The sequence below is a fragment of the Rossellomorea sp. GQ25 genome, from assembly GCF_059758515.1.
Genome location: NZ_JCAXEQ010000004.1, coordinates 338,764 through 364,976, shown reverse-complemented (window position 1 = coordinate 364,976; position 26,213 = coordinate 338,764). Strand labels below are relative to the sequence as shown.

Annotated in this window: 20 protein-coding genes and 2 pseudogenes; 20 read left to right on the top strand and 2 right to left on the bottom strand. The window is 42.2% G+C overall.

Annotated features, from left to right (window positions below):
* The first annotated feature begins 2 nt into the window (after positions 1 to 2).
* From ppsA to AC6CIB_RS15135, 3 genes and pseudogenes are all read left to right on the top strand, one after another.
* The gene (ppsA, locus tag AC6CIB_RS15145; protein WP_498281985.1) at positions 3 to 2,609 is read left to right on the top strand and encodes a phosphoenolpyruvate synthase; all 2,607 of its coding nucleotides are present in this window, start codon (positions 3 to 5) and stop codon (positions 2,607 to 2,609) included.
* A 208-nt stretch (positions 2,610 to 2,817) separates the two neighbouring features.
* On the top strand, positions 2,818 to 3,798 hold the full coding sequence (locus tag AC6CIB_RS15140; protein WP_498281983.1) for a glycerophosphodiester phosphodiesterase family protein: 981 nt from the start codon (positions 2,818 to 2,820) through the stop codon (positions 3,796 to 3,798).
* 90 nt (positions 3,799 to 3,888) lie between these two features.
* Positions 3,889 to 4,029 (top strand): annotated as a pseudogene (locus AC6CIB_RS15135) (DUF4256 domain-containing protein); the annotation flags it as partial.
* Between the two features lie 192 nt (positions 4,030 to 4,221).
* Here AC6CIB_RS15135 and AC6CIB_RS15130 read toward each other — a convergent pair.
* Together AC6CIB_RS15130 and AC6CIB_RS15125 are read right to left on the bottom strand one after the other, a co-directional pair.
* Positions 4,222 to 5,088 carry an RNA polymerase sigma-70 factor gene (locus AC6CIB_RS15130; protein ID WP_498282185.1) on the bottom strand — a complete coding sequence of 289 codons (867 nt, stop codon included), beginning with the start codon at positions 5,086 to 5,088 and terminating at the stop codon, positions 4,222 to 4,224.
* Positions 5,088 to 6,374, bottom strand: a complete 1,287-nt coding sequence (locus AC6CIB_RS15125) for a protoporphyrinogen/coproporphyrinogen oxidase (protein WP_498281981.1) — start codon at positions 6,372 to 6,374, stop codon at positions 5,088 to 5,090. Before AC6CIB_RS15125 ends, AC6CIB_RS15130 begins: the two co-directional genes overlap by 1 nt.
* 185 nt (positions 6,375 to 6,559) lie before the next feature.
* Here AC6CIB_RS15125 and AC6CIB_RS15120 point away from each other — a divergent pair, with 185 nt between their 5' ends.
* The 17 genes and pseudogenes from AC6CIB_RS15120 (at position 6,560) to AC6CIB_RS15040 (ending at position 25,914) form a co-directional block, all read left to right on the top strand.
* Positions 6,560 to 6,907 carry a hypothetical protein gene (locus tag AC6CIB_RS15120; protein WP_498281979.1) on the top strand — a complete coding sequence of 116 codons (348 nt, stop codon included), beginning with the start codon at positions 6,560 to 6,562 and terminating at the stop codon, positions 6,905 to 6,907.
* A 662-nt stretch (positions 6,908 to 7,569) separates the two neighbouring features.
* Positions 7,570 to 8,280: a FadR/GntR family transcriptional regulator gene (locus AC6CIB_RS15115; protein ID WP_498281977.1), complete on the top strand. Its 711-nt coding sequence runs from the start codon at positions 7,570 to 7,572 to the stop codon at positions 8,278 to 8,280.
* 217 nt (positions 8,281 to 8,497) lie between these two features.
* Positions 8,498 to 9,511: a mannonate dehydratase gene (locus AC6CIB_RS15110; RefSeq protein WP_498281975.1), complete on the top strand. Its 1,014-nt coding sequence runs from the start codon at positions 8,498 to 8,500 to the stop codon at positions 9,509 to 9,511.
* Between the two features lie 23 nt (positions 9,512 to 9,534).
* A complete protein-coding gene (locus AC6CIB_RS15105) occupies positions 9,535 to 10,041 on the top strand; it encodes a tripartite tricarboxylate transporter TctB family protein (RefSeq protein WP_498281973.1) in 507 nt (168 codons plus the stop codon).
* 10 nt (positions 10,042 to 10,051) lie between these two features.
* Entirely contained in the window at positions 10,052 to 11,560 is a 1,509-nt protein-coding gene (locus AC6CIB_RS15100; protein ID WP_498281971.1) for a tripartite tricarboxylate transporter permease, read from the top strand.
* A 67-nt stretch (positions 11,561 to 11,627) separates the two neighbouring features.
* On the top strand, positions 11,628 to 12,608 hold the full coding sequence (locus AC6CIB_RS15095) for a tripartite tricarboxylate transporter substrate binding protein (protein ID WP_498281969.1): 981 nt from the start codon (positions 11,628 to 11,630) through the stop codon (positions 12,606 to 12,608).
* A gap of 182 nt (positions 12,609 to 12,790) precedes the next feature.
* Positions 12,791 to 13,732, top strand: coding sequence for a 5-dehydro-4-deoxyglucarate dehydratase (gene kdgD / locus AC6CIB_RS15090; RefSeq protein WP_498281967.1), 942 nt, complete (start codon positions 12,791 to 12,793; stop codon positions 13,730 to 13,732).
* An 85-nt stretch (positions 13,733 to 13,817) separates the two neighbouring features.
* Complete coding sequence (gene gucD, locus AC6CIB_RS15085) at positions 13,818 to 15,281, top strand: alpha-ketoglutaric semialdehyde dehydrogenase GucD (RefSeq protein ID WP_498281965.1); 1,464 nt, start codon at positions 13,818 to 13,820, stop codon at positions 15,279 to 15,281.
* A gap of 77 nt (positions 15,282 to 15,358) precedes the next feature.
* Positions 15,359 to 16,729 (top strand): glucarate dehydratase, encoded by a 1,371-nt coding sequence (gene gudD, locus AC6CIB_RS15080; RefSeq protein ID WP_498281963.1) that lies wholly within the window; start codon positions 15,359 to 15,361, stop codon positions 16,727 to 16,729.
* Between the two features lie 21 nt (positions 16,730 to 16,750).
* Positions 16,751 to 18,274, top strand: coding sequence for a galactarate dehydratase (gene garD, locus AC6CIB_RS15075; RefSeq protein WP_498281961.1), 1,524 nt, complete (start codon positions 16,751 to 16,753; stop codon positions 18,272 to 18,274).
* A 117-nt stretch (positions 18,275 to 18,391) separates the two neighbouring features.
* Positions 18,392 to 19,705 carry a hypothetical protein gene (locus tag AC6CIB_RS15070; RefSeq protein ID WP_498281959.1) on the top strand — a complete coding sequence of 438 codons (1,314 nt, stop codon included), beginning with the start codon at positions 18,392 to 18,394 and terminating at the stop codon, positions 19,703 to 19,705.
* A 143-nt stretch (positions 19,706 to 19,848) separates the two neighbouring features.
* Positions 19,849 to 20,434: pseudogene (locus tag AC6CIB_RS15065) on the top strand (chloramphenicol phosphotransferase CPT family protein).
* A 496-nt stretch (positions 20,435 to 20,930) separates the two neighbouring features.
* A complete protein-coding gene (locus AC6CIB_RS15060) occupies positions 20,931 to 21,620 on the top strand; it encodes a TetR/AcrR family transcriptional regulator (RefSeq protein ID WP_498282183.1) in 690 nt (229 codons plus the stop codon).
* A 4-nt stretch (positions 21,621 to 21,624) separates the two neighbouring features.
* On the top strand, positions 21,625 to 22,533 hold the full coding sequence (locus tag AC6CIB_RS15055) for an ABC transporter ATP-binding protein (protein ID WP_498281957.1): 909 nt from the start codon (positions 21,625 to 21,627) through the stop codon (positions 22,531 to 22,533).
* The gene (locus tag AC6CIB_RS15050) at positions 22,533 to 24,134 is read left to right on the top strand and encodes an ABC transporter permease (RefSeq protein ID WP_498281955.1); all 1,602 of its coding nucleotides are present in this window, start codon (positions 22,533 to 22,535) and stop codon (positions 24,132 to 24,134) included. Before AC6CIB_RS15055 ends, AC6CIB_RS15050 begins: the two co-directional genes overlap by 1 nt.
* Positions 24,135 to 24,328: 194 nt before the next feature.
* Positions 24,329 to 24,883: a nitroreductase family protein gene (locus tag AC6CIB_RS15045; RefSeq protein WP_498281953.1), complete on the top strand. Its 555-nt coding sequence runs from the start codon at positions 24,329 to 24,331 to the stop codon at positions 24,881 to 24,883.
* Positions 24,884 to 25,461: 578 nt separating this feature from the next.
* Positions 25,462 to 25,914 carry a GNAT family N-acetyltransferase gene (locus AC6CIB_RS15040; RefSeq protein ID WP_498281951.1) on the top strand — a complete coding sequence of 151 codons (453 nt, stop codon included), beginning with the start codon at positions 25,462 to 25,464 and terminating at the stop codon, positions 25,912 to 25,914.
* The last annotated feature ends 299 nt before the right edge of the window (positions 25,915 to 26,213 follow it).

The following is a 26,213-nucleotide window of genomic DNA, read 5'->3' as shown; positions in this document are numbered from 1 at the left end:
GAATGAGTTCTTTGGTTCTCCGTTTTCAGGAAATTGAACAAACACAACTATTGCTCGTAGGCGGAAAAGGGTTAAATTTAGGGGAATTATCAAAAATTCAGGGAATCCAAGTGCCAGAAGGATTTAGTGTGACAACAGTTGGATTTCAAAAAGCCATCGTACAAAATGAAACGTATCATGCTTTGTTGGAAAGTCTAACAAAGCTAAAGCCAGAGGATCGAGATCAGGTTGGTGAAATCAGCAGGAAGATTCGACAGGTCCTTCTGGAAGTAGACATTCCTTCCGATGTTGTGAAAGCCGTTACTCACTATCTCTCCCAGTTCGGCGAGGAACATGCTTATGCCGTGCGCTCCAGTGCGACCGCGGAAGATTTACCTCATGCCTCTTTTGCCGGGCAGCAGGACACTTTTTTAAATATCATCGGCAAAGATGCGATCTTGCAGCATATAAGCAAATGTTGGGCTTCCCTCTTTATGGATCGAGCGGTCATCTACCGCATGCAGAATGGGTTTGACCACAGTCAAGTTCAATTGTCCGTTATCGTTCAAAGGATGGTTTTCCCAGAGTCTTCAGGGATTTTATTTACCGCTGATCCCGTTACGTCCAACCGGAAGGTGCTATCAATCGATGCCGGTTTTGGACTTGGAGAAGCATTGGTCTCAGGCTTAGTATCAGCCGATTGTTATAAAGTACAGGAAGGGGAAATCGTCGATAAGAGGATCGCAACCAAGAAATTGGCTATCTATGGACGAAAAGAAGGCGGAACAGAGACACAACAGATCGGTCCGGATCAGCAAAATACTCAAACCCTTACTGAACAACAAATTTTGCAACTGGCACGCGTGGGAAGACAAATCGAAGCTCATTTTGGTTGCCCGCAAGATATCGAATGGTGTTTGGTTGATGATACATTTTATATTGTTCAGAGTCGGCCCATCACTACTTTATACCCGATCCCTGAAGCGAATGATCAAGACAATCATGTCTATGTATCGGTCGGTCATCAGCAAATGATGTCAGACGCCATGAAGCCACTGGGATTATCTTTTTACCTGTTAACGACTCCTGCACCCATGCGTATAGCTGGTGGAAGATTGTTTGTTGATGTCACACATCATTTGGCTTCGCCTGTCAGAAGAAAAATGATAATAGATGCCTTGGGGAAATCTGATCCGCTCATAAAAGACGCACTCACGACCATCGTAGAGCGAGATGATTTTATCCAATCGTCAGCAGATGGTGAAAAAGTATCAAGTCCCAGCAAAAGCAATAATACATCGGGTGATCAAACTGAAATTGAAAGCGATCCGACAATCGTGTCTGATTTGATTCAGAGTAGTCAAACATCGAAAGAAGAGTTAAAACAAATCATTCAAACGAAATCAGGATCTGATTTATTTGATTTTATTCCTGAAGATATCCAGCGATTAAAGAAGATTTTATTTGACCCGCAAAGTTCCGGTGTGATCACGTCTTCCATGGAAGCTTCATCATGGATCAATGAACATATGAACGAGTGGTTAGGTGAAAAAAACGTGGCAGATACCCTGTCTCAATCTGTCCCAAACAATATTACTTCAGAAATGGGTCTGGCGCTATTGGATGTCGCGGATGTGATTCGTCCTTATCCGGAAGTCATTGATTATTTACAACATGTAAAGGATGATAACTTTTTGGATGAACTGATTACGTTTGATGGTGGACAGGAAACCCGAGAAGCGATCTATGCTTTTCTCAACAAATACGGAATACGATGCAGCGGAGAAATCGATATTACGAAAGCCCGTTGGAGCGAAAAGCCAACTGCACTAGTCCCAATGATTCTCAGTAACATCAAGAACTTTGAGCCTAATGCCAGCAATCGGAAATTTGAGCAAGGGCGACAGGAAGCATTGAAAAAGGAACAAGAGTTAGTAGATCGATTGAGGCAATTACCGGATGGGGAACAAAAAGCCAAAGAAACCAAACGAATGATCAACCTCATCCGGAATTTCAGCGGTTATCGTGAATATCCAAAATACGGCATGGTCAATCGCTACTTCGTTTATAAGCAGGCTTTATTGAAAGAAGCCGAACAACTCGTTCAAGCCAACATTCTTCATGAAAAAGAAGATATCTACTATCTCACTTTTGAAGAACTTCGGGAAGTCGTACGTACAAATAAACTGGATGACCAGATCATCAACAAACGAAAAGACGAGTACAAATTATATGAAAAACTAACTCCCCCTCGTGTTATCACGTCTGATGGGGAAATCATTGCAGGTGAGTACAAACGGGGAAATCTCCCAGAAGAAGCTGTTGTAGGTCTACCTGTTTCTTCCGGAGTCATAGAGGGGCGAGCACGTGTCATCTTAAACATGGAAGATGCTGATCTAGTAGATGGAGATATTTTAGTCACCTCCTTTACTGACCCTAGCTGGACACCATTATTTGTATCCATAAAAGGTTTAGTAACCGAAGTAGGTGGACTCATGACCCATGGAGCCGTTATCGCACGTGAATATGGTTTACCTGCAGTAGTCGGAGTCGAAAATGCTACCAAAATTATAAGGGATGGGCAAAAAATTCGCGTGCATGGAACAGAAGGGTATATCGAAATATTGTAATTGCTTGATACGTCCAGATATTAGTGGTCATCAGAGCGGTGAGACACCATCCCTATCTTTATTCATTATGATCGTTTTTTAACAGTAGACAAATTTAATCAAATGGAATTAAATAGAAAGGGAACTTCCGGCTTCCACGACTTGTGATTATGAATAGTTTTGTCTGATGTATAGTTAAATCATTTATTTGGATAGGGATGGGAAACGAATGAAAAAAGAAATAAAAAAAGGCTTTAAAGTAACGATATTAGTCAGCCTCGTATTAACGATTTTTGTTTATCTAAATAATAGTTCTATGTTTATAGAGGAAACAAAAGGGGAGCCGATCCTTCTGGCTCATCGGGGCTTAGCTCAAACTTTTCCAATGGAAGGTATTACTGGAGAAACGTGTACAGCAGAAATTATCAATGAACCTGAACACCCTTACTTGGAAAACACTATTCCTTCAATGAAAGCAGCTTTCGAAGCAGGAGCAGATATAGTCGAAATTGATATCCAACCTACGAGTGATGGGGAATTTGCCATTTTTCACGATTGGACCCTTGATTGTAGAACAGATGGTACTGGCAAGACAAGAGACCATTCAATGGAAGAGCTTAGAAAGTTAGATATAGGATATGGTTATACAGCTGACAATGGAAAGACTTATCCTTTTCGAGGGAAAGGATTAGGCCAGATGCCTACATTAAATGAAGTATTAACGCACTTTCCAAATAAGGAATTTTTAATTCACATTAAGAGTAACGATCCAACTGAGGGTAAACAATTAGCTGAGTACCTCTCTAATTACTCTGAAGAAAGGCTAGGCGATCTATCAGTATATGGCGGGGATGAACCTATTGAAACGTTAAAGGAGAATTTGCCTGATATGCGTGTCATGTCAAAAGAGACGCTAAAAAGCTGTCTACTTTCTTATGAAGCTTTAAGTTGGACGGGTTATATACCCGGTTCTTGTAAAAATACGCAAATTCATATACCAGAAAAGTATGCTTCTTACCTTTGGGGATTTCCCAACAAGTTCGTAAAAAGAATGGAGGATGTCAATACAAGGGTTATTCTTGTTGCCGGAGATGGTAATTGGTCAGAAGGATTTGACGAGAAATCAGACCTTGAGCGTTTACCAAAGAGTTATAAAGGTGGAATTTGGACAAATAGAATAGACCGGATAACCCCTATTATAAACAAGTGATTCCTGCAGGATGATGTCCAAAAAAAAAGACAGTTCATAACACGAACTGTCTTTTTTTATTTTGTTAGCTCTTTTTATATTTAGGGTCTTTTCGTGCAAACACCCACTGATATTAGAGAGCTCGGCGGTGCACTTTTTTGCGATTATCGCTTCGGTCGCGTCTTCTTGTATCACAATGGAGCAGACTCCTACTATGCTGCAAGGGGTTTTCGTGGCTCGCTAATGGTCTGAATTTGAACTTGAGAACGGATCACTTAGGGAAAAGGTTTAATTTCATATTCAACAAACAGGCGCGACCATTTAAAATCGTGCCGGTCTACTATCTCAATGATCGATAAATAATAAAAAACAGCTGGCTTAGATGGAATGGCCAGCTGTTTTTGTGTCTGATTGATAGAGGAGAACTTCGATTTAGGTGATCTTCTATTGCAAATGTCGTAGTTTATCGGGATTAGCAACCGTGTAGATCGTCTGAATTTGATGGCCACTAAAGGCAAAGGAGTACACATATTGTAAGTGATCATCGATTGCTAAGATCAGTCCTGGTAGACCGTTGACAGAAGTATATTCGATGAGGAACTTGCCTGCATACATTTTCACTAGGTTTTGGAGCAATTGAACCACTCTGCTAGCACCGAAAATAGGTATTTGTGCAGCTTTTACTTTGCCGCCGCCATCCGAGTACATTGCGACATCTTTGCTGACAAGGTCCAATAATTGATTTACGTTTCCATTTAAGATGGACTGTACAAACTCTTTTACTGTAGATTCCGCTATTGAAATCGAAGGCTGTTTCTTAGGGTCGTATTCCATGCTTTTTTTCGCACGGTGAAAAATTTGCCGGCAGTTCGCATTGCTTTTTCCAAGAATTTCAGCGATTTCATCATAAGAGTATTGAAAAACTTCACGAAGCAAAAAGACGGCTCGTTCTATCGCATTTAGTTGTTGTAATAATAGTAAATAGGCGGTAGAGATGGATTCGTGTTGAAGAAAGGCTTGAGAAGGATCGTTAGGTGAATTCTCTATTTTAAGCAATGGTTCCGGAAGCCATGGTCCGACATATACCTCACGTTTCTTGGCGGACGACCGTATCAAATCCAGACAGCGATTGGTGACGATCTTACATAGATACGCTTTTTTGTTTTCAATATGTTCGCGGTTGGGGAGCTGATTAAAGGTTATAAACGCTTCTTGGACAATATCCTCTGAATCCATCACGCTGCCTAACATACGGTAGGCTAATGAAAAAAGCAAGGGTTGATAGGTTTGATAAAGTCCTTCCATACTCATCATTTGATTTCCTCTCTCATGTTTAGTAGATGTGAAACGGCTCGTTTAGCGCTAGCTACGGATGCATCAACGAGAAGCTCCCCATGTGAAGCCCAGTCACCAGCAACATATAGTCCCTCAATTTCAGGAACAGCAGGTCCAGGATCTTCCACTCTTTTCATATGAGGAAAATCGTGGACTACCGTCATTTTCGGCAGGAACTGTCTTATAACTAATTCATTCCGCCAGCCGGGTTGAACCACATCTAACACTTGCTCCAACTCAGCCTCATCTTTCGATGCATCTGATTGTGGGCCCTGATATTTAAAGAGCGATATCACTTGTGTCCCATCATCACTCAAGGTAGCTGGCCTTGGTTTACCCTCCCGTGATTGGTTCGTAAAGAAAATGGATTGATCCAATCCATAGATGAATTGATCCCTTGGTTTAGGCAGCTGACGCAAACCAACATCTAGACAGGCAACTGTAACAGGAATCGATTGATTGTTCCAGGTATGGAGTACGGTTTGATCTGCATGAGGAACTAGTTGGTGAGAAATAGAGGGTGGTGTAGTTAGTATGACATTCGATGCTTCTATTCTAGTACCATCTTGACATAAAATCGAGTGTACTTGTTGATCTTGATGTTCGATTGCCCCCACTTTACCACCACTGACCAACTCCACTCCTAGTTGGACAGCAAGTTCACGCAGTTCTTCTACAAGTGTCCCCCATCCTTTATCAAGATACAGGACCCCTTTAAGCGAACGCTGCAGTTGCTTTAAGGCAGGACCAGCAGCATGTAATTCAGGTGCAAGTACATAAGTGGATGTTCGGAGCAGTGCATAGAACACGTTGCGCAGCATTGGATCATGTAACCTAGTTTCAATCCAATCGCGGATACTGATCTGGTTCCAAACACTGGTGTCCATTTTTCCTAATTTAATGAACCATTTTGCCAATTCGAGCTTTCCTGCAAAGCTTAGGAGCGGCGTTTGAAAGAAGGAGGATGTGTTCGTTGGTAAAGTCACTATTTGTTTTTTCCACATCCCGTAAGCATCAATAGATGGTGTGCTTCCCTCAAGTCGTAATCCGAGTTCGCGGAATGATTCATACGCCTCCCCTTTATACAGTGCATGACCGCCCAAATTAAAATATACCCCTTGCTTTTTGTTGGTGATGGCTCTGCCTCCAAATCGCTTTTGCTGTTCCAATACAATGGTTCGTTTCCCAGCTTTTGCTGTATAGACCGCAGCCGTTAACCCCGCAATTCCTCCCCCTACAATAGCCACTTCATATTTTACCATCGTCATCATCCTTTTCGATTATTTACTGATATAACGGATGAGTGAATGATTCTGTGACAAAATGGAGGAGAAAGTTTTTTGAGGAGATGAGGCTTATCGTGTGTATCCTTCTGAAATGAAAATGTCTGTTTATAATATCAGATATTGGGGATTCTTCTTAATAGTAACCAAAGAGGGGTGAATTTATGGAGTTAGATAGCAAAAAAATGAAAGACAAGGCTCTAACAACAGTGAGTAAGTTAAAAGCTAATATTAAGGGAACGTACTATAATATGGCTGAAATTCCTTCTTCTTCTGTACAGCAGCTGGCTGAGTTTATTCAGAAATATCCTGACACACATGTAAGCAAGAAGATTCTGCTCGGCAATACCTATAACTTTTTCAGACTAAACATGAACGATTATCATTTCTACTTAGAAATCAGCAATGCTCGTATTTTACAACTGGATGGTTCTTTAAATGGAAAAAAACTAGTCTCCTACCGATCTTATCGGGATTATAATGATTTAAACTCACCAATTAAGTTGAGTTAATTCCACAATGGGTGCTAGTGTCAAGGTTAAGGATAAGGCTGGAAATCAATATGATGGGAAAGTACTGGAAAAGCCTAATTTTGAAGTGGATTCACTGCCGTCCACTAGAGAACCATTAATGTTAGAATTGGATATACCAGGGCACTTTACTGTACAAAACATTGGGATACAGACGACCGCAAAGGAGATATTAACTTTGACGGTAAGATTGATATGGTTGACATGAATTAGGTCAAACAAAACTTCCTTAAGGAAAATCCAACAGTACCTCACGAAAACCAACCGAAGTCAACGGAGAATGGGAAAGCATTAGAAAGCATTATGGATAGTCTAAGTCAATAGATAATAGTATGAACCAGTCCTAAGGTGTAGAACATCCTTAGGACTAGTTTTTTTTATGACGTGCGAATTCCCCTAAAATGATAACCTGATAAGGCGTGCAGAATGTCCAACCATTCCAATCCTTAGCTAGTGGACGATTTGAGCCCACGGTGCGTTGAGCATTGGCTTAGCTGGGGTCAGCCACCACTTTGTGGTAATCAGTACGAAAATGGTCGTAGCCATTCATACCTCATACATCTATCTTGACATTCTTCAAATCTTTAGTAAAATTGTCTTACAAATTATATTCAAATAGAGTCTTGTTGAAAGAGGGAGAAGATATGGAAAATTCGAAGAGTGTAGATATAAAATCCCTGAGCAGGAAAACGTTGTCGAACCAGGTCATTGATGAGATCATTGGACTGCTGACTACCGGGCAGCTGAAACCTGGAGACAGAATCCCGTCTGAACTGGAATTGATGGAGATTTGTGGTGTAAGCAGACCCGTGATTAGAGAAGCAATGACGTCGTTGGAAGTTCTGGGGATCGTGAACAGGAAGACTAGAAATGGAACCTTCTTTGCAGACAAAGTAGGCTCTAAGCCGTTCTCAATGATGTTAGCGCTTTCATCTTCGGACTTAGTTTCGATTATCGAAACGAGGGTGGCATTAGAGTTGGGGTTGATTACGTTAGCGGCCGAAAAAATCACGGATGAGGATCTGGAGAGGTTAAGCGATCTGATAGAAGAAATGAAGGCTCTGCCTACGGAGGATTCAACAGAAGTGGATAAAGAATTCCATAAAGCCATTGCCCTTGCTGCGAAGATTCCTCTTTTTGAAGCAATCATTGATCCGTTGCAAAGTTTTCACCAAAAGGTGCTGGAACAGATTCCGTTGGAGGATCGTAATTTGGCTCAAACGATTGAGTATCACGTGGATATTTATAATGCCCTTAAGAAACGTGATCCAATCGAAGCTTATACAGCCATGTATCGTCACCTGGATTTTGTCAGAAAGAAAGCTATGAAGAGGTTTAATACTGAAGAATCCTAAATTATATTAATATATTGACAACGAATTTACGAAGGACTTCCCGAATAAAGAATTCATCTTTATTCGGTTTTTTTTGTCCTAAAAACGATTCCGTAATTAATTTTAAATATTCAAAATTTTTTATTGACTCACATTTTTATTTGTCTTACAATTAAAAACATAAAATGTAAGCGTATTCTTATACTGTTGAAAATTAAGACATGAGGGGGATTTCCCGATGATGAATGTATCGGTGACGACGACGAAATTTGATTTAACGGATCATGAATTAAGACAGATGTGCCAATTAGGGGTAGATTACGTTGACTTTGGTACCGGCTCTTCGTTTCCAGGCGTGAAGGAACAAGGATTTCCTGATCTGGATGAATTGTTAAAGATGAAGCGGAAAATTCGCTCATTCGGCTTAGATATTAACCGTGTGACATTACCCGACCTTTCAAAGAATTTCATGGATCAGGAAGAAGACAGTGAAGTGGAGTTAGAAAACTCTGTGCAAGCTGTAAAAGTCTTTGGGGAAGCGGGCATCAAGATTGTACGGCAGAGATTTGCCGGAGATACCTTCAATTACATGACGAAAAGCTATCAAGCCAGACAAAGGGGCGGAGCAATTGCACGTGGGGAAAGTCTGGGTTTCAACAAAGAATCCTATGAAACTCCTACTCTTGAAGAACATGAACAATGGTGGGGACGATTCCGTGAGGCCTATTCAAAGCTTGTTCCGGTTTGTGAAGAGAATGATGTGAAGCTAGGAATGCATCCTTCTGATTCTCCCAATCATGATACACCGTTCGGTGGTTTGGGTTATCGCCGGATCATGGACGAATTCCCAAGCAAAAATGTGGGTTACATTTATTGTGTAGGGACCAGGGCGGAGGAAGGCGGAAGTCCATTAGTACTAAATGAAATCAACCATTATGGCAGAAAGGACCGTATATTCCTTGTTCATTTCCGGAATGTAAGGGGCAGCTTGCCGACAGCCGGAGCCTTTGAAGAAGCTTTGTTGGATGATGGGGATATGAACATGTTCAAGATTCTCCTTGAGCTTCGTAAAGTAGGCTATAATGGCTGTCTAAATCCTGATCATGTACCAATGATGGAGGGAGACCGACCAGATCTCGATGGGAACTGGGCCCATTCGAATATTGGCTGGAGTTATGGCAGTGTTGGATTCGCTTATTCAATCGGATACATCAAGGCATTGCTTGCTGCATTGGTTGAGTTCGAAGGGTAGAAAAACAGGGAAGGTGGGAGTTTATGATTAGACTCAATAAGGATCTATTTGCGAGCGTTTTCTTAATGATCTTTTCAGCTGTAGTGTACGCAGCATCGAACAGTATTAAGAAGCTGACGGTTTCTAAAATTGGTGCGGACTTTGCTCCAAAGCTGGTTGCAATCGGCATTTTCATTCTTAGTATCTTCTATTTAATCAACTCTGTGAAACAATTGAAAGGATCAAGTGGTGTAAAGCCTATGGAAATGGAAACGGGGGCAAAGAAGGATCAAGAAGGAAAGAAAAAGGTAAGTCCTTTGTCCGTCATAGCCACCATTGGTTTATTGGTTCTCTATATTGCCTTACTGCCAATCATCGGCTTTCTTATTACGACGGTCGTATATCTCTTTGCACAAATGTATTTGCTGGCTGATAAGAAGGAAAGAAAAATCCCGTTGTTTCTTGTTACATCGGTGGTCACTTCCGTTTTTGTTTATTTTGTTTTTAAATCAGTCTTCTTCTTAATGCTGCCAGCAGGAATTTTAGGATAGGGGGGTTCGTATGTTTGAGATGTTTCTAGAAGGGTTTGCTTCCGTTTTAACGTTTGAGACGATTGCTTACATTCTCGGAGGCGTGGCTCTGGGACTTATATTCGGTTCTATTCCCGGTTTAACGGCTACAATGGCCATCGCGATCACTCTGCCGATTACGTTTGGCATGGAACCTATATCCGCTATGTCTTTGCTGATGGGACTTTACATAGGAGGAGTATCGGGTGGGTTAATCCCGGCAATCCTGTTGAACCTTCCAGGGACCCCATCGTCCATTGCCACCACATTCGATGGGTACCCAATGGCGAAAAAGGGGCAAGCAGGACCGGCTTTCGGTTACGCGATACTCTTTTCTTTTCTTGGAGGCTTATTGAGTATTATCGTTCTGATGTTACTTGCGCCTCCACTAGCCAAACTGGCTCTTGAATTCGGACCATTCGAATATTTCGCCATCACGATTTTTGCCTTAACGATGATATCCAGCTTATCAGGCGGATCATTGATCAAAGGACTTTTGAGCGGGTTGCTGGGAATAGCGCTTGCGATGGTGGGCTCAGCTCCGATTGATGCATTCCCGCGATTTACGTTTGGATTTAAGGATCTGAATGCCGGTTTTCAACTTCTGCCTGTATTGATTGGATTATTTGCGGTATCCGAAATCATTAAGTCAGCCGAGACAAAGTTGAAAAAGGGTCAATCCGTCCAATATAAACTAAAAGGCTTTGGGTTTTCAGTCAAGGATTTTTTCAAACAAGGATGGAACGGTTTGAGATCTGCATTAATAGGGATCGGAATTGGAATCCTGCCTGGTATAGGCGGGGGGACGGCGAATATTATTGCTTACGTTACAGCTAAGAACCAATCTAAAAAGCCGGAAGAATTCGGTAAAGGAATCCCTGAAGGTGTTGTAGCTTCCGAATCGGCTAATAATGCCGCAGTCGGTGGTGCCCTTGTCCCACTCATTTCATTGGGAATTCCCGGTGATACGGTGACGGCTTTGCTTCTTGGTGGATTAATTCTCCATGGGCTGAGTCCAGGTCCACTGCTTATTGAAAACAATGGTGATGTAGTGTATGGCATATTTGCTGCCTTAATCATTGCGAACTTCTTCATGATCGCTATGCTGTTCTGGGGAATGAGAGTATTTACGAAAGTGTTGAGCATTCCACAATATATCCTTCTTCCCATTATTCTCGTTCTCTGTGTAGTTGGGGCGATCGGGGTGAATAACCGCTTATTTGATGCCGGAGCTCTATTATTCTTTGGAATCCTCGGTTATGCCATGCTGAAATTCGATTTTCCGATTACTCCAGTCATTCTTGGCTTTATATTAGGACCGCTTGCAGAAACGAATCTGCGAAGGGGACTTATGTATTCGAAGGGTGATTTCACACCATTTTTAACACAGCCTATTGCTGCTGCGTTCCTCGCTTTAGCATTGTTGTCTGTTCTGTTTAAGATTAGAAGCAATTACAAGAAAAAGCGGAATCATGATTCCGATCATACAATCAGTTTGTAAAGGCTAGGTCGAACATTGTTTTTAATAGGAAGAATCCTATTGAAATAATAAATCAGGGGGCTAAAGTATGAAGAAATCATTTAAGGGTATTTTGTTCGCTGTAACCATGCTGGTGTTTGCCACAATGATGGCGGGATGCTCTGACACAAGTTCGGGGAGTAATGAGGCTGAAGCAAGTGATTACCCATCTAAACCGATAACGGTCGTAGTGCCTGCAGGAGCCGGTGGAGATACGGACGCAAATGCAAGATTACTAGGGAAGTACCTTGAAGAAGAACTGGGACAGCCGGTTGTCATTTCGAACGTAACGGGAGCAGGCGGTACAGTTGGTGCCAATGAAGTACTAGATGCAGATCCTGATGGTCATACCGTTCTTTTCTTCCATAACTCCTTACTGTTGAACAGAATTCTTGGCCTTACTGAAGACAGCTATGATTCGTTTAAATTGGCGGGGATTCCAGTATTAGACCAGGGAAATACATTCATGGTGAGTGGGGATTCTAAGTTTAAAAATCTCCAGGACATGATTGAATATGCCCGTGCCCATCCAGGAGAAGTTTCCATTGCCACTGAAGTAGGCGGATTTACACATTTACAACTATTAGCTTTGCAAAAAGACCAGAACATTGAGCTGAATATCGTCGATGTTGGAGGTGCCGCTGAGAAAGTAACAGCATTATTGGGAGGACACGTAGATATCGTTCCTACTTCATTAGGGCTTGTCAAAGACTATGTTGAATCTGGAGACATGCGGTCATTGGGCATTATGGCAAGCGATAGGGTGGATCTTATGCCTGATGTTCCGACATTTGTCGAGCAAGGGGTCAATAGTGAGTTCGAAAAGTTTTTCTTCTATGGTTTCAACCCGGATACACCTGATGAAATTGTCGATGAATTTTCTAAGGCTGTAGAGACAGTAGTCAATAACGAAGAGTATGTCAAGGAAGCAGAGAAATTCCTTGTAACACCTACTTACCTGAATCAAGAAGAAGCATTTGATTATATCAAAAAGACCGAGGAAAAGTATATTGAGTTAAATAAAGAATAACTAAAGAAGCCGGAGTAGATGCTCTTCCAAGGATCGTGGTAAGAGCATCTGCTAACGTATCGAAAGCACTTGAATATATCGAATATTTTAAGTTGACGCATAATTATGATTGTCTTACAATTAATTTAATTGTAAGACAAACGGACAAATAAAATTGTTTATCTGGGAAGGGAATGAGTGGTTTGATAAAGAAAAGAAAAGCACCAACAGGAATTTTAGGATTCCCGACTGCCCCCTATAATGAAAACGGTGACATTGACGAGAGAGCATTAGCCAAGAATATTGAGTTTCTGATCAAAGGAGGACTTTCATCCATCTTCATTGCATGTGGATCAGGTGAATTTCATGCATTGAATAAGGCAGAATATCAATCGATGGTAGAAGTAGCGGTGTCTGTTGCGAATGGGAGGGTGCCAGTCTATTCAGGAGTAGGTGGCAGCATTGCAGATTCCGTTGATCTGGTAAGGCTGTCTGAAAATTTGGGTGTAGACGGATATTTGATCCTGCCTCCTTATCTCATTGAAGGTGAACAGGAAGGATTATATAACTACTACAAGACCATTGTTCAAAAGAGCAGCCTGCCTGCCATTCTTTATCAAAGAGATAACGCCGTTTTACAATTGGCCACATTAAAAAGGTTGATAGAAGAGTTACCACAAATTGTTGGTATTAAAGATGGCTACGGGAACATGGAATTGAATCTGGAGCTGACACAAACCCTTGGGGATAAGGTTGAATGGTTAAATGGGATGCCTTTTGCGGAAATCACCATGCCGGCCTACCACTCGATAGGATTCAACTCTTATTCTTCTGCCATGTCGAACTACATTCCACATGTCTCAAGACATTATTACGATGCATTAAAGGAAGGAAATGAGGAGCTTGTTAAAGAGATTTATGTAAATGTCCTCCTTCCAATCAACCAAATCAGAAAAGCCCGGAAAGGGTATGCCGTTTCCTTAATCAAGGCAGGAATGGAAATTATCGGGATGCCAGTGGCCAATACAGTCCGTCCACCATGTGTGCCTGTTGAGAAAGAACACTATGAGCAATTGAAAACGATCATTGAAAAAACATTGGAAAAATATCCTGTTCAACATGTTGAGTCGAAGGAACTAATCTAGTTTTCTATAAAAATATTTTCTTTTGAAAGTGGCTGAATTCAGTTTCAGCCGTCCCAAATATTAACGAAAAATAAGGAGGAGAAATATGACTGTTGAAATTAAAAATCATACGTATTTGAATTTTATCAATGGCGATTGGACGGAATCTGCCAGTGGGGATGTTCAATCAACCTTAAACCCTGCGGATCGCGAGGACATTGTAGGCTATATGCAAATGTCGACCAAGGAGGAGGCTGACAAAGCAGTTGTTGCTGCAAAAGAAGCCCAAAAAGCTTGGAAGAAGTTAGCCGGAAGTGAAAGAGGAGCGTTTTTATACAAAGCCGCTGACGTACTTGAAAGAAGGACGAATGAAATTGCAGAATGCATGACACGGGAAATGGGAAAAACCCTCCCTGAAGCGAAAGGAGAAACGGCTCGGGGGGTGGCCATCCTTCGTTACTATGCAGGTGAAGGAATGCGTAAAGTGGGGGATGTCATACCATCCACTGATAGTAAGGCCTTGATGTTTACAAGCAGAGTGCCACTCGGAGTCGTAGGTGTCATCACTCCATGGAACTTCCCTGTGGCGATTCCGATATGGAAGATGGCTCCCGCTCTCATCTATGGAAATACAGTGGTATTAAAGCCTGCACAAGAAGCAGCGGTTACTGCAGCTAAAGTCATTGAGTGCTTTGAAGAGGCAGGATTTCCAAAAGGGGTCGTGAATTTCGTCACTGGTTCTGGCTCGGTCATCGGCCAGGCAATTACGGATCATCCTGAAGTGAACGGGATCACGTTCACCGGTTCCAATTCTGTTGGTAAAAGCATCGGGCTGGCAGCACTGGAACGGGGAGCTAAATATCAATTGGAAATGGGCGGTAAGAACCCGGTTATCGTTGCAGCTGATGCCGATTTAGATCTTGCTGTGGAGGCAACAATCAGTGGCGCGTTCCGATCTACAGGTCAAAAATGTACAGCAACTAGTCGTGTCATCGTGGAGGCAAAAGTCTATGAAGATTTTAAAGAAAGATTAGTGGCTAAAACGAAGGACATTACAATAGGGAATGGATTAAAAGAGGGGATTTGGCTGGGACCATGTGCAAGTGAAGGTCAGATGAAAACCGTCCTATCCTATATCGAGAAAGGAAAACAAGAAGGAGCAAGGCTGCTAACGGGAGGTAATCAACTGACTGGTGAAGGGTATGAAAGAGGGTATTTTGTTGAACCGACTATATTCGACAACGCGACTTCAAGTATGACGATTGCACAGGAAGAGATTTTTGGTCCCGTCATTGTTTTGATCCAAGTTAATAAACTGGAAGATGGACTGGCGATTGCGAATGATGTCCAATACGGACTAAGCGCTTCCATCTTTACCAGTAATATTTCAAGCATGCTTTCATTCATTGATGAAATGGAAGCGGGCCTGGTGCGAATCAATGCAGAAAGCGCAGGAGTTGAACTTCAAGCTCCATTTGGTGGCATGAAGCAATCAAGTTCACATTCCCGGGAGCAAGGGGAAGCAGCTAAAGAGTTCTTCACCTCTATTAAGACAGTATTTGTTAAGTAGCCTATTGTCCAACTAGGAGGTTTCCAGCAGGGCAAAGGATAGTATGAATGTGATTCTTTCAATCAGGGGTGAGTACAATGGAACAGCAACTAACAGTACAGCAGGTAGTCGGGGAAAAGCCAACTCATACACCGGTCATCACGGAAATGAACGTCATTCCGGTTGCCGGTCATGACAGTATGTTATTCAATCTCAGCGGGGCGCATGGCCCCTATTTTACCCGCAATGTCATTATTCTAAAGGATAATTCAGGTCATACAGGTGTTGGGGAGGTTCCGGGAGGGGAACGTATTCGCAAAACACTGGAAGATGCAAGATCATTCGTCATTGGGCAGTCGATTGGCAGGTATCATACCATTCTCAATTCTGTGCGGAAGCATTTTGGTGACCGTGATGCTGCCGGGAGAGGTATTCAAACATTTGATTTAAGGGTGACCATTCATGCAGTAACAGCATTAGAAGCAGCTCTCCTAGACCTCTTAGGAAAACATCTTGATGTACCTGTAGCGGCATTGCTCGGTGAAGGGCAGCAGCGTAAGGAAGTGGAAATGCTGGGGTACTTGTTCTATGTCGGTGACCGGTCGAAAACGGATTTTCCTTACGTAAGTGATTTGAACCATGAATGTGATTGGTTCCGGTTGCGCCATGAAGAGGCAATGACACCCGAGGCTATTGTCCAATTGGCTGAAGCAGCACATAAACGGTATGGCTTTAACGATTTTAAATTAAAGGGCGGCGTGTTGCGAGGGGAAGAGGAGATAGAAGCGGTGACGGCCCTTGCCGAACGGTTCCCTGAAGCGAGGGTGACGCTTGATCCGAATGGTGCCTGGTCATTGGAGGAAGCGATTCGTTTATGCCGCGATCAGCACCACGTTCTTGCATACGCAGAAGATCCGTGCGGTGCTGAAAATGGATATTCTGCGAGAGAAATCATGGCAGAATTCAGGCGTTCAACAGGTCTTAAGACCGCAACCAATATGATTGCGACAGACTGGCGGCAGATGGGGCACTCCATCCAGTTGAACTCGGTGGATATTCCCCTTGCTGACCCCCATTTCTGGACGATGCAAGGCTCAGTCCGGGTGGCCCAAATGTGTCATGATTGGGGACTGACATGGGGATCTCACTCGAACAATCACTTTGACATTTCGCTGGCTATGTTCTGCCATGTTGCTGCAGCAGCGCCAGGTGCGATCACAGCGATCGATACACACTGGATTTGGCAGGATGGCCAGCGGTTGACGAAGGAGCCATTTACCATTCATGACGGTAAGGTGAAAGTACCCGATAAACCAGGCTTGGGGGTTGAAGTGGATATGGAACAAATTGAAAAGGGTCATCCCCTTTATCAAAAAGAGGGGCTTGGTAGCAGGGACGATTCAGTTGCCATGCAGTACGTAATACCCGGATGGACGTTCAATCATAAGCAGCCATGTTTGGTCAGATAACGCGCAAAGGAGACGTTTCATATGTCTTTAAACGAAATACCGCTTTATATTCAGATAAACCCGCAGGACAACGTAGCGATCATTGTAAACTCCAAAGGTCTCTCTCAAGGAACCATTTTCCCTTGTGGACTTGAACTAGAGGAGTATGTTCCACAAGGTCATAAGGTAACGCTGACGGATCTTGCATGCGGTGATGCCATCGTCCGTTACGGTGAAGTGATTGGGCATGCAGCCACCCCGGTTAAAAAAGGGAGCTGGCTGAAAGAGTCGCTCGTAAAGCTTCCAACACCTCCGGATTTAGATGAGCTTCCCATCGCTACGAAAATCTCTGACAGACTTCCGCCTCTTGAAGGGTATACCTTTGAAGGATATCGAAATGCTGATGGAAGTGCCGGAATAAAAAACATTCTCGGCATTACGACAAGTGTACAATGTGTCGCCGGTGTTCTGGATTATGCTGTAAGGGAAATCAAGAAGGAGATCCTTCCAAACTATCCTAATGTTCATGATGTTGTAGCAATCAATCATACATATGGGTGCGGAGTTGCGATTAACGCCCCTGAAGCAGAGATCCCGATTCGTACAATCCAGAATATCGCGACGCACCCTAATTTTGGAGGGGAGCTTCTCGTTGTAGGGTTAGGATGTGAAAAGCTTGCTCCGAGCAGACTTGTTCCAGCCGGTGATCATGGATCCATTGTCTCTTTACAAGACCAGAATGGATTTACCAATATGATTGAAACCATCAAGGAAATGGCAGAAGAAAGACTCATTTCATTGAATCGGCGTCAACGGGAAACTTGTTCAGTCTCTGATTTAGTTGTTGGGCTGCAGTGCGGCGGAAGCGATGCCTTCTCCGGGGTGACCGCGAATCCAGCTGTCGGATTCGCTGCGGACTTATTGGTGCGAGCCGGTGCGACGGTCTTATTTTCTGAAGTAACAGAAGTCCGGGATGCTGTTCATTTACTGACACCGAGGGCGGTAAATGAGAAGGTTGGCAAGGACCTCATTAAAGAAATGAAATGGTACGACGATTATTTGATGAAAGGAGAAGCGGACCGAAGTGCCAATCCATCTCCAGGGAATAAAAAAGGAGGATTATCAAACGTTGTAGAAAAATCGCTGGGTTCGATTGCGAAATCTGGAAGAAGTCCGATCTCTGGAGTATTATCACCTGGTGAAAAGGCAGCACAAAAAGGATTGTTGTTTGCGGCTACCCCGGCGAGTGATTTTGTATGTGGAACGCTTCAACTGGCATCCGGCATGCATCTGCAGGTATTTACAACCGGTAGAGGGACCCCTTACGGATTGGCTATGGCTCCAGTCATCAAAGTATCGACGAGAAATACGTTGATGGAACAATGGCATGACCTGATAGATGTAAATGCCGGTGAAATTGCAACGGGTAAGGCGACCATCGAGGATGTTGGCTGGTCGCTCTTCCATTATATTTTAGACGTGGCAAGCGGGAGGAAGCAGACGTGGGCGGAGAAGTGGAGCCTGCATAATGATCTGGCTTTATTCAACCCTGCTCCAGTTACATGAGCTTTTCCATTCAAAGGCACACCCTTCATTTGGGTTGCCTTTCTCTTGTTTTATAAAAAAAGATGAATCGTTCGTTGGTGAAAAGGAGATGGAATTGACTTGAGGAGTTATCTCATTTTGTCAATGTGTGTCCTGTTTCTCATATATTATTTTGTAAACCATGTCTGGCTTGGCTATTTCGTTGTCCTATTGGCGATCACAAGCTTTATTGCAAGTGCCGTGAATGCAAAAGGGTTTCCTCGTATCATTGGGACTCTGATGATGGGAACCGGGATCATTCTCGAAATTTACAAAGGCACAGGGATAGGGGGGATCAGTCAGGGAATCTTGATGATTCTTCCTTTGCTTTGCTTAGTGACGCTTGCTCCGCTTCTCTCGATACCGTTGAAGCTTGGTGGATACTTTGAATCGATCGATTCCCTGTTAAGGAATTTGCTTCATCATCCACGTCAGCTATTTGCAGGTATCACAACTTCTTTATTTATATTAAGTCCAATCTTAAGCCTGGGTTCTGTTCGTATACTCAGTGAGTTCTTGTCTGATTTGAAGCTGCCTACAGCCATGAGTGCCAAAAGCTATCTTATCGGTTTCTCAACGGCGATCATGTGGTCTCCATATTTCGCTTCCGTTTCATTGGTTCTTTACTATTTGGATATGGAAGTCGGAAAATATATCGTGTACGGGATCGGACTATCCTTTCTTTCATTGATCATCGGTAATGGTTTGTTCGCTCTATGGGAGCGGCAGAACCCTCTTGAGAGAATTCCTACTCCTGAAGTTCCTTTGGAGAAGGAGTCCCGTAAACAACTTATATTGCTCGGGATGTTTGTGACGTTACTATTAAGTTCTTCTTTAACGATTGAATACCTTACTAAGTGGTCGATGATCATCATTGTATGTATGATTTCAATTCTCCTGCCGATCGCATGGGGGCTCATCACCAATGGCTGGCACCGCCTGATCCCACTTCTGAAGAACTATCGTGATCAATCGGTGCCTATGATGAACAATGAAATCATGTTATTTACAAGTGCCGGCTTATTTGCCCATGCCGTTCAGGGAACGACCTTTGCCAATATAGTAAGTGACTTTCTAACAGGAGTGGCAAAAGATTCGATTTTACTATTTGCCGTAGCGGTTATCGTCATTGTCGTGGTTGTTACCTATTTAGGACTTCATCAAATTGCCGTCATTGCAGCCCTTGCCATGCAGTTGAAAGCGGAAGAACTCGGGATCAGTAACCTATCCCTTGCCATGCTGTTATTATTGAGTTGGTCGATCTCCAGTGCATCGAGTCCATTCTCAGGGCTGAATTTAATGGTCAGTAAAATCGTGGGGATTTCCGGTTTTGAAACAGGTATCCGGGCCAACGGTCTTCATTTAGCGATCTTGACTGTGATAGGTCTGGGTATCATTATGATGATAAGTTGAAGGAAGGCTAGGGGGACTCCGGATTTCCGGCTTTTTCTTTATTAGCATTCTTGAAGAAGAGTTATCATATTTTGTAGCGGAAGGTTTTATGTTATGGGTTTATGTGAGGAAAATCCAACTATTCTCTCTTCAATAGAATAAAAATGGTGAGTTGTAAGACAATCTATAAGACTAGGTTTGAAAGCGAGGTTATACGCATGACAGACATGATCATTCTAAATGGTGGATCTAGCTCCGGAAAAACGACTATCGCGAAATGTCTTCAGAATTCATCTATAGTGTCATGGCTAAGGTTTAGTATTGACGATTTGATTGAGGCTATGCCCGACCATGCTTAAGAAAGATAGCGGAATTAAGCTGGGTGAAGATGGGTCGGTCAGTCCAGGGTCGGAATTTCGTGCTCTGGAATCTGCATGGAGGCACGGTATGGGAGAGATGGCACGAAGAGGAGCCCGAATCATTATTGACGATGTCTTCATTAGTGGAATTGAAGCTCGTAAACGATGGGAAATTTCTCTGGATGGGTTGCAGGTGCTGTGGGTCGGTATCATGTGTGATCCCACTGTAGCGGCAGCCCGGGAGAGGGAACGAGGGGACCGCATTGAAGGAATGGCCGTTTCACAGGCTGCTACAGTACACGCTGGCATGGATTATGACATTACTGTCGATACAACTAAGGCATCGCCAGACGATTGTGCTCGAATGATCGAACGGAAAATCAAGCCTTGAGAGCTATTGAGGTGTTAGTAAACAAACAATGCGAGCAGGCAGCTAAGAAGTTCTGATGTTCTTTCTTTATAGATGCATTACCTTAAATCAAAATCGGTGATCCTGGAAGTAACCTACGAAATCCGTATCAAAGAGAATGACATGAACCTTATTAATAACATTTCAAACATGGAAGGCGTTAAATCAGCGATTATGTTAAGTTATGACGGTCATTTTACTGCTTTATTAGAGCGAAATTTTGTAGACAAAACAAGGCGAGCAAAGTATCAACTTTGCTCGCCTTGTTTAATGGTCTATTTCTATATCCCCAAAAAAAGTTGAACAGTCTACCTAATCCAATATAGTAAACGTAATCATTTTCTCAAGGAACTCGTACATTACATGCTCTTTCGAATTTGAAGAAGCTTTGGTTGCGCTATAGCTAGCTTGTGCAATGGTATCGGCAGTACTTCTTCGGGGTATTCCAACAGTCCCTTAGCGGAAAAAATTGACCACAATGGTCATTTTTTGTTATATTAAAATTGACCAAAGTGGTCATTTAATGAGGGGAGGTAGCATAATTATTAGTACTAAGTTTAAAAGTTTGAAAGTCGAGAAACAAGAACGAATAATCAATGCAGCAATGAAAGAATTTGTTAACAGTGGTTATGATAAAGCATCAACAAATGAAATAGTAAAGGAAGCACAGATATCTAAAGGATCCTTATTCAACTATTTTAAAAATAAAAAGGATTTGTACCTGTTTTTAATTAAAAATTCAATGAAAATCATCGAGCAAATTTATGATGAAATAGACATGAATGAAAGGGACCTCTTCAAAAGGATTCACCAGGTGGGATTGGTTAAATTAAATATTCAAAAAAAATACCCCTTAGTATTTGATTTCCTTAAATCACTGGGTGACGAGAAAACAACGGAAGTAAAATCTGATATTGACCGAATAAAGGGAAGTATTCTGGATGATGGCTTGAAAAGGATCTACCAAAATATAGATTGGTCAAAATTCCGAGAGGGTGTAGATCCGGAAAAAGCAGTGCATATCCTTAATTGGACAATGGTTGGTTTTGCAGAATTACAAATGGCGAAGATAGACTCTTTTGATCAAGTTGGGTTGGAGTTATTCAATGAATGGAACAGCTATTCTGAAATTCTGAGACGTTGTTTCTATAAAGATGGGGAGGAATGAACAAATGAGCTTATTGAATGTAACCAATTTATCAAAGAAGTTTGGCAAGTTTACTGCATTGGACAAGATCAATCTTGAAGTGAATAAAGGAGAGGTTGTAGGATTTATCGGTCCAAATGGTGCAGGTAAATCAACAACAATCCGCGTTTTACTAGGAATCTTAAAGGCAACAGATGGTGAGGTAAAGATTTTCAACAAAGACGCCTGGCAGGATGCTGTAGACATTCATAAAAACATTGCTTATGTCCCTGGGGATGTGAATTTATGGCCTAACCTGACAGGGGGAGAGGTCATTGATTTATTCGTGAAACTTAATGGTACAACGAATAGGGCAAGACGTGAGGAATTGATCAAAAAATTTGATTTAGATCCATCCAAGAAGTGTAGAACATATTCCAAAGGAAATCGACAAAAGGTTGCTTTAGTCGCGGCATTTTCATCTGATGCAGATCTCTACATTCTGGATGAACCCACTTCCGGACTAGACCCTTTAATGGAAAAGGTGTTTCAGGAATGTGTGATGGATGTAAAAAGACAAGGAAAAAGTGTCCTGCTTTCCAGTCACATTTTATCAGAGGTAGAGAAGTTGTGCGACCGAGTCAGTATTATTCGTCAAGGTAAGATTATAGAGTCTGGGTCATTAAGCGAGCTTCGTCACTTAACACGAACACAAATGCTAGTCGATACCAAGATGCCGATTACAGGTTTAAATGAGCTAGATGGCATCCATGAAATCGAGGTAAGTGAACATGGTATATCGTTTCAGGTTGATACTGAGCAAATGGATGCTGTTATCAAGCATATTAGTCCATTTGGTATTGTTAAGCTAGAAAGTGCCCCACCAACTTTGGAAGATTTATTTATGAGTCATTATGAAGGAGCGAAGGATACAGGAGTGGGAGGTGTACACTGATGCCAGTCAATTTAATGGCTAAAACGGCTTACCTTTCTAAATTCATTTTCCGTCTTGATCGTATCCGGATCCCAATCTGGATCATTGCCCTTACGTTTTTTACAATAGTCGTGCCGACAGCATTTAAGGATTTGTACAGCTCTCAACAGGAAAGAGATGCGATGGCCCAAACAATGGCCAACCCTGCGATGACTGCCATGACGGGTCCAGCTGATTTAAGCAACTATACGATTGGTGTCATGACAGCGCATCAAATGTTACTCATGACCGCTGCAGTGGTAGGATTAATGTCTATCCTGCTTGTCACTCGCCACACACGGGCTGATGAAGAGGATGGACGTTTGGAAATGCTTCGTTCGTTACCGACGGGGCGCCTTTCGTATTTAAATGCAGTCTTACTTGTAGTAACGGCTACGTGTGTTGGAATCGCATTGATCAATGGTTTTGGACTCTTTGCCCTTGGGATTGAAAGCATTGATTTGGAAGGGTCCTTACTGTATGGTGCGGCATTAGGGGCAACTGGTTTATTTTTCGCCGGGGTAACAGCCATATTTGCACAGCTATCGGACAGTTCACGTGGTACCATTGGTTATTCAATTGCCGTACTTCTTCTTTCCTATCTTCTTCGGGCCATCACGGACGTAAGCAACGAATCGCTATCGTGGATTTCACCTTTGGCATGGGTAACAAAAGCAGAAGTTTACGATACGAATAATTGGTGGCCGATTATTTTAATGATTGCTGCTTCAATCGTTCTTTATGCCGCAGCAAATTATTTGAACGCCATTCGTGACTTGGATCGTGGCTTTTTACCATCCAAACCCGGAAAAAAACATGCATCCCGCTTTTTGCAAAGTCCAATCGGTCTTGCGTTAAGATTGCAGCGAACCGGAATCATATCATGGGCCATTGGTATGTATGTGTTAGGTGCATCTTATGGCTCTGTATTAGGAGATCTCGAATCCTTTTTTTCCGAAAGCGAAGCGATGAAACAGCTGCTACAGCCAGCGGAAGGGGTAACGTTGATAGAACAATTTATCCCAATGCTGATGATCGTCATTTCATTGCTGGCAACCGTCCCTCCCGTTATGTCTATAAATAAACTGCGCGGGGAGGAGAAGAAGGAACGAATTTTCCACCTGTTAAGTAGAACCGTTTCACGAACAAAACTATTGGGCAGTTACTTTATCATTTCTATTGTCAATGGTTTTATTATGATTTCCCTTGCAGCGCTAGGACTATGGTCGGCGGGTAATGCAGTGGTGGAAGGTGGATTATCCTTTGAATTGATCTTTGGCGCAGCCCTGTCCTATTATCCAGCCATGCTCGTTATGATTAGTATAGCTGTATTGCTTATGGGGTATTTACCGAAATTTACAAGCATGATATGGCTATATGTTTTTTATTCTTTTATCGTGTTGTATCTAGGAGGATTATTCCAATTTTCGGATTGGATTGGAAACATTTCTCCTTATGGTCACGTGCCACAAACACCGATTGAAGACTTTTCATTCATGCCACTTCTACTTTTAAGCATGATTGCAGTTGTACTGACAGTGGTAGGGTTTATTGGCTTTAATAAACGTGATATTGAAACTTAATAGTTGAAAAAAGGACCTCCAGTGACCCTCACTAGAGGTCCTTTGATTACTTGAATATAATAAGGCAGGATCTTATTTCAATTGAATATATCACTGATTAGGAATATCAGCGATTTACAGTAATATATCTTTACAAATGAGAATGATAATTGTTATCATTTATAAAGGTATCTATTATGTGAGGAGATTGTCCAATGGAAAATACAAAATCAAGTTTAGCAAAAATCATTCGTGAACGCCGTTCGATTAAAAGTGGATATTTAGATAAGGAAGTGACAGAGGAAACGGTACTAGAGATATTGAACGATGCCATCTGGGCACCTAATCACGGCTTAAGAGAGCCTTGGCGTTTTATCTTTGTGTCTACCAAAGAGAAGGAAGGCTTTGTAGAAGATTTAGTAAAAACATTTTCTTCAGACATGCAGGAAAACAGGAGGAATTATTTCGGCCAACCTGCTGCATTCCTTATTGTGGTGATGGAAGAAGATCCGAGACAAAAGCAATGGGAAGAGAATTATGGAGCTGTCAGCTCGCTTATTCAAAATTTTCAGTTGTTGGCGTGGGAACAAAAGCTTGGAGTTGTATGGAAAACGAATCCACATATATATGACCCGAAAGTGCGTGACTTATTAAATGTGAACGCCGGTGAGAAAATTGTCGGTTTTTTGCATATGGGGTATTTTGAAAAGGCACCTCAGGTGAGACCTCGAACATCCGCAGAAGAGAAGTTGACGGTTTACAAAAACTAATTCCTGGGAAAATCCTATTTAAAATAAGCAAACGACTCTTGACTCATCATTACGGTTGGGTCTTTTATTGTGGTCATCATTTAAGAATAAGTGAATATCTGCCCCTTAAAATGAATGCACAGGACTTTGAAATGGCGACGAATTAGTTAATCGGGCAGCCGCGAAGCATTTACAGTGTCAATTGGCTCTTTATCCTTTCGATCCTCCAATGAGTTTTACTGATTTCAAAATGGGGAATCCGGAAATCGGTTTGACTGAACAGCAGATGCACACCTTAGTTACTATATGTCATGAACAGTTGGTAAGCGAGAATATCAGTGCCAAATTATTGATCGGGATAGGAGAACACGAGAATGGCATCATACGTAAATGGGGGACCTGACAAAGGAGATAGCAGAACGGCTCCAGTCCTGCCAGGGGTTGAATGTCACATTCATTGAGTTCACAGAAGAAGGTCATGTATCGATCTTACCGCCACTCATAAGCAAGTCGTTGCCTTTTATCTTTTCAGCAAACGGGTAGTATAATAACATATAAAAGATGCTAAAGAAATTCCAATTTTTTAGGTGAGGTAAAAGATGATTATCAGAAAGCGAACGTCAGGTGAAGATCTTCCAATGGAATTGCTACTATTGGCGGATCCTTCAGAAGAAATTGTTAAGGATTATGTTTCAAGGGGAGAGTGTTTTGTAGCTGAAAACGAACGAGAGGTTATTGGCGTATATGTAATGCTTCCAACAAGACCTGAGACCGTGGAGTTAGTGAATGTGGCGGTTGCAGAAGAGATGCATGGCAGAGGGATTGGAAAGCAGCTAGTGATGGATGCTATTAAGGTGGCAAGGTCAAAAGGCTACAAGACCATTGAAGTTGGTACGGGAAATTCAAGTTTAGGCCAATTGGCTCTTTATCAAAAATGTGGATTTAGAATCGTTGGTGTAGATTTGGACTTTTTCATTCGGCACTATTCAGAAGAAATATATGAAAATGGGATCCAGTGCAGGGATATGATTCGACTAGCTCGGGATCTATAGTACAAAGTCTCGTTTCCCATGTTGGAAATGATAGATAAAGGCGTTTACTCAATAGAGTGAACGCCTTTTTTTTATGTATTAAAAACACTCTTGAAAAATGATTGATAAAGTAGAGAAGCTGTTTTGCATACTGACTGATGAATAAGAACCTCCATGGACTAGGGTACTTCCAAGTGCCTATGCCACTTCAAAGTGCGTTCTTCTCAACGGTTCCAATATGGTTCATAATTCATCATAGCTTTTCAAACAGTACCTGTCAGATTTCATGGAAGAGGTTTGAAAGGCATATAGGCACTTTA

Excerpts from the sequence above, each read along its gene's own strand:
- AC6CIB_RS15060 (WP_498282183.1), top strand. The coding sequence starts at position 20,931 with ATGGTCATTTTTTGTTATATTAAAATTGACCAAAGTGGTCATTTAATG.
- AC6CIB_RS15055 (WP_498281957.1), top strand. The coding sequence starts at position 21,625 with ATGAGCTTATTGAATGTAACCAATTTATCAAAGAAGTTTGGCAAGTTT.
- AC6CIB_RS15120 (WP_498281979.1), top strand. The coding sequence starts at position 6,560 with ATGGAGTTAGATAGCAAAAAAATGAAAGACAAGGCTCTAACAACAGTG.
- AC6CIB_RS15130 (WP_498282185.1), bottom strand. The coding sequence starts at position 5,088 with ATGAGTATGGAAGGACTTTATCAAACCTATCAACCCTTGCTTTTTTCA.
- AC6CIB_RS15040 (WP_498281951.1), top strand. The coding sequence starts at position 25,462 with ATGATTATCAGAAAGCGAACGTCAGGTGAAGATCTTCCAATGGAATTG.
- AC6CIB_RS15110 (WP_498281975.1), top strand. The coding sequence starts at position 8,498 with ATGATGAATGTATCGGTGACGACGACGAAATTTGATTTAACGGATCAT.
- gucD (WP_498281965.1), top strand. The coding sequence starts at position 13,818 with ATGACTGTTGAAATTAAAAATCATACGTATTTGAATTTTATCAATGGC.
- AC6CIB_RS15095 (WP_498281969.1), top strand. The coding sequence starts at position 11,628 with ATGAAGAAATCATTTAAGGGTATTTTGTTCGCTGTAACCATGCTGGTG.
- gudD (WP_498281963.1), top strand. The coding sequence starts at position 15,359 with ATGGAACAGCAACTAACAGTACAGCAGGTAGTCGGGGAAAAGCCAACT.
- AC6CIB_RS15105 (WP_498281973.1), top strand. The coding sequence starts at position 9,535 with ATGATTAGACTCAATAAGGATCTATTTGCGAGCGTTTTCTTAATGATC.
- AC6CIB_RS15140 (WP_498281983.1), top strand. The coding sequence starts at position 2,818 with ATGAAAAAAGAAATAAAAAAAGGCTTTAAAGTAACGATATTAGTCAGC.
- AC6CIB_RS15050 (WP_498281955.1), top strand. The coding sequence starts at position 22,533 with ATGCCAGTCAATTTAATGGCTAAAACGGCTTACCTTTCTAAATTCATT.
- AC6CIB_RS15100 (WP_498281971.1), top strand. The coding sequence starts at position 10,052 with ATGTTTGAGATGTTTCTAGAAGGGTTTGCTTCCGTTTTAACGTTTGAG.
- ppsA (WP_498281985.1), top strand. The coding sequence starts at position 3 with ATGAGTTCTTTGGTTCTCCGTTTTCAGGAAATTGAACAAACACAACTA.
- AC6CIB_RS15115 (WP_498281977.1), top strand. The coding sequence starts at position 7,570 with ATGGAAAATTCGAAGAGTGTAGATATAAAATCCCTGAGCAGGAAAACG.
- AC6CIB_RS15125 (WP_498281981.1), bottom strand. The coding sequence starts at position 6,374 with ATGGTAAAATATGAAGTGGCTATTGTAGGGGGAGGAATTGCGGGGTTA.
- AC6CIB_RS15045 (WP_498281953.1), top strand. The coding sequence starts at position 24,329 with ATGGAAAATACAAAATCAAGTTTAGCAAAAATCATTCGTGAACGCCGT.
- garD (WP_498281961.1), top strand. The coding sequence starts at position 16,751 with ATGTCTTTAAACGAAATACCGCTTTATATTCAGATAAACCCGCAGGAC.